This window comes from Roseovarius sp. MBR-51 (assembly GCF_053628575.1).
In genome coordinates this window covers 1-2,098 of record NZ_JBRJGQ010000062.1, presented here as the reverse complement: position 1 = coordinate 2,098, position 2,098 = coordinate 1, and the positions used below count along the sequence as shown (strand labels likewise).

At 57.0% G+C, this 2,098-nt stretch carries 2 protein-coding genes; both read right to left on the bottom strand.

Going from position 1 to position 2,098, the window contains the following annotated elements; all coding sequences use genetic code 11:
- A partial coding sequence (locus ACSSVY_RS22730; protein ID WP_454272313.1) for a tyrosine-type recombinase/integrase occupies positions 1 to 671 on the bottom strand: 671 nt, incomplete at its 3' end.
- The gene (locus tag ACSSVY_RS22725; protein WP_454272311.1) at positions 668 to 1,717 is read right to left on the bottom strand and encodes a tyrosine-type recombinase/integrase; all 1,050 of its coding nucleotides are present in this window, start codon (positions 1,715 to 1,717) and stop codon (positions 668 to 670) included. The genes ACSSVY_RS22730 and ACSSVY_RS22725, both read right to left, overlap by 4 nt.
- Positions 1,718 to 2,098 lie beyond the last annotated feature (381 nt).

The window sequence follows — 2,098 nt, the reverse complement described above, 5'->3', positions numbered from 1 at the left end:
TGCGCGAAGTTGTACCGAGCCGCGCAGTCTTTTGCATGTTTGCCATCTTCCTGGATGAAGAACCGGGACGAGTTTTGTGGGACCAGCCGGTCCCGTAACTTGGCGTAGTCAGCAAGCCGAACAGCTGTGTCGTTATTAATGGGAAGCTGCCGGTCTTTACCATTTTTTGTGTTTCTTAGTGTGAGAAGTGCGCGATCAAGATCGACGTCATGCCTTTCCAATGATAAAGCTTCGTTCACCCGCATGCCCGTCACCGCGATTAAGCCGAACAGGGTCTGCCACAAAGCGGCCCGAAGGCCATATGGTGATGGCAGCCGACCGGCTTCAGCGACAAGGTCTGCGATCTGACTGGGCGCATAGATGTAGGGGGCACGCCTTCGGTAGCGGCCCATGACGAGTTGGCTGGACGGGACCTCGGTCCGATTGTCGTGCTCCGCAAGCCAAAAGGCGAACCGGCGCACCATACCAAGGCGATGAGACCAAGTGTTGTTGTCCGCGCTGCCGTAGTTTGCCTTCCACTCAAGGAACAAGGGCGTCGAGATGATATGGAACCCGTTATCGTCGGCAAAGTTGACGAACTTGCGGAGAACCCGTTCATCAAAGGAGAGATCAAAACCCATCGAACGCCGAAGAACCAGGTACTCGTCAAGTCGTTGAGAAAGCGTCTTCATCGCACGTCTCCCGAAGTCGGCCAAGGGCGCGAGATTGAGCGCAAGGCATCCACATCATGTTGCGCATAGATCGTCGTGGTCATCGCAGAACGGTGACGCAGCACATCCCCGATCTCGGCCAGCGAAGCGCCCTTTCGCAGCATGTCGGTGGCCAGGCTGTGTCGCAGAATGTGCGTGCCGATATAGGCTTGTGGTGGATCAATGCCGGTCGCGTCATAGGCATCCCGCAAAATCCAGCGAAGGATTTGAGCGTCCTTGAACCTCTTGAACGGCGGTTTCACCGACACGAACAGCGCGCGGTCCAGGCCCCGGCGCTCATTCTTGATGTAATCGACAATCGCTTCACCAACCTCCGCCGACATCGGCATCCGATCGTGCAACTGCCTCTTGCCGCGGATCAGGATTTCACCGGCGCGCCAGTCGATATCGTCCAGTTCTATCGCCGTCACCTCTGGAGGCCGAAGGCCCAGCCGGGCGATCAGCATCAGCATTGCATAGTTGCGTCGGCCCGTTTTCTTGTGGCCGCGCACCACCTCAATGAGCCGATTGACCTGTTCCGGCTCCAGATACCTCGGAATGCCTGTCGGCTTCGGCTGCCGCGCCTTTGGCACGGCGTTGCTCAGGTTTCGCTCGGTCTTGCCGCTCCAGAACAGGAACTGGAAAAAGTTACGCAGATGTGACGGACTGGTTTTGTCGCGTGGCGCGTTTTGCGCTTCCCGCAGTCGAAGGATGAACCCGGTGATGTCACCGGGTTTGATCGTATTCAGATCACCCAAACCGGTGCCGAACTTCGCGGTCAGGAACCGGTCACCAAACCGCAGGCAGTGGTAGATGCTGTCTTCCGACAGGCCACGCTGAACACGGAGGTAGGTTTCGTATTCCCGTTTCAGCACTGCCCTTGGAGACATGTCGAGCGGCGGTTCTGAGCGTGGCGGTGCACCCGCGTTTTCAATGAGATAATCCCTGAACCGATTGATGCGGTAGCGACAGTGTTTTTGGTCTCTCGCAGAAGCCGCACTGATGATCGGCGTCGCCAGTTTGTCCACAGGATCATCGGTCAGCTCAGTGGGACAGACATTTGCCTCCAGCATCGCCGCCCAAAGCGCCTCGGCTGTGGTCCTATAATTGGCGATGGAACGGAGACCGTATCCCTCCGCCTCGATCTGTAGGGCAAAGCGACCGACATGGCTGCCAGCTTTCAGTTTCCGCCTCGTCGCTTGGTCTGGGTGCGTATCGTTTTCCATGAGTGTTTCCTTCTTTTGGCTGAAGGTTGCACCTATGGCAGATCGCCGGCCCCAATTGCGCAGTTCGCCACGCTCACATGGCGGTTCTAAACTATAGTCTTATGCAGCAGCAAAACGACAAAAACCGCAGGAAACAAGACTTCGCCTGAACAAGCGCGGCATAATCCGAAGCGCGGCATTATG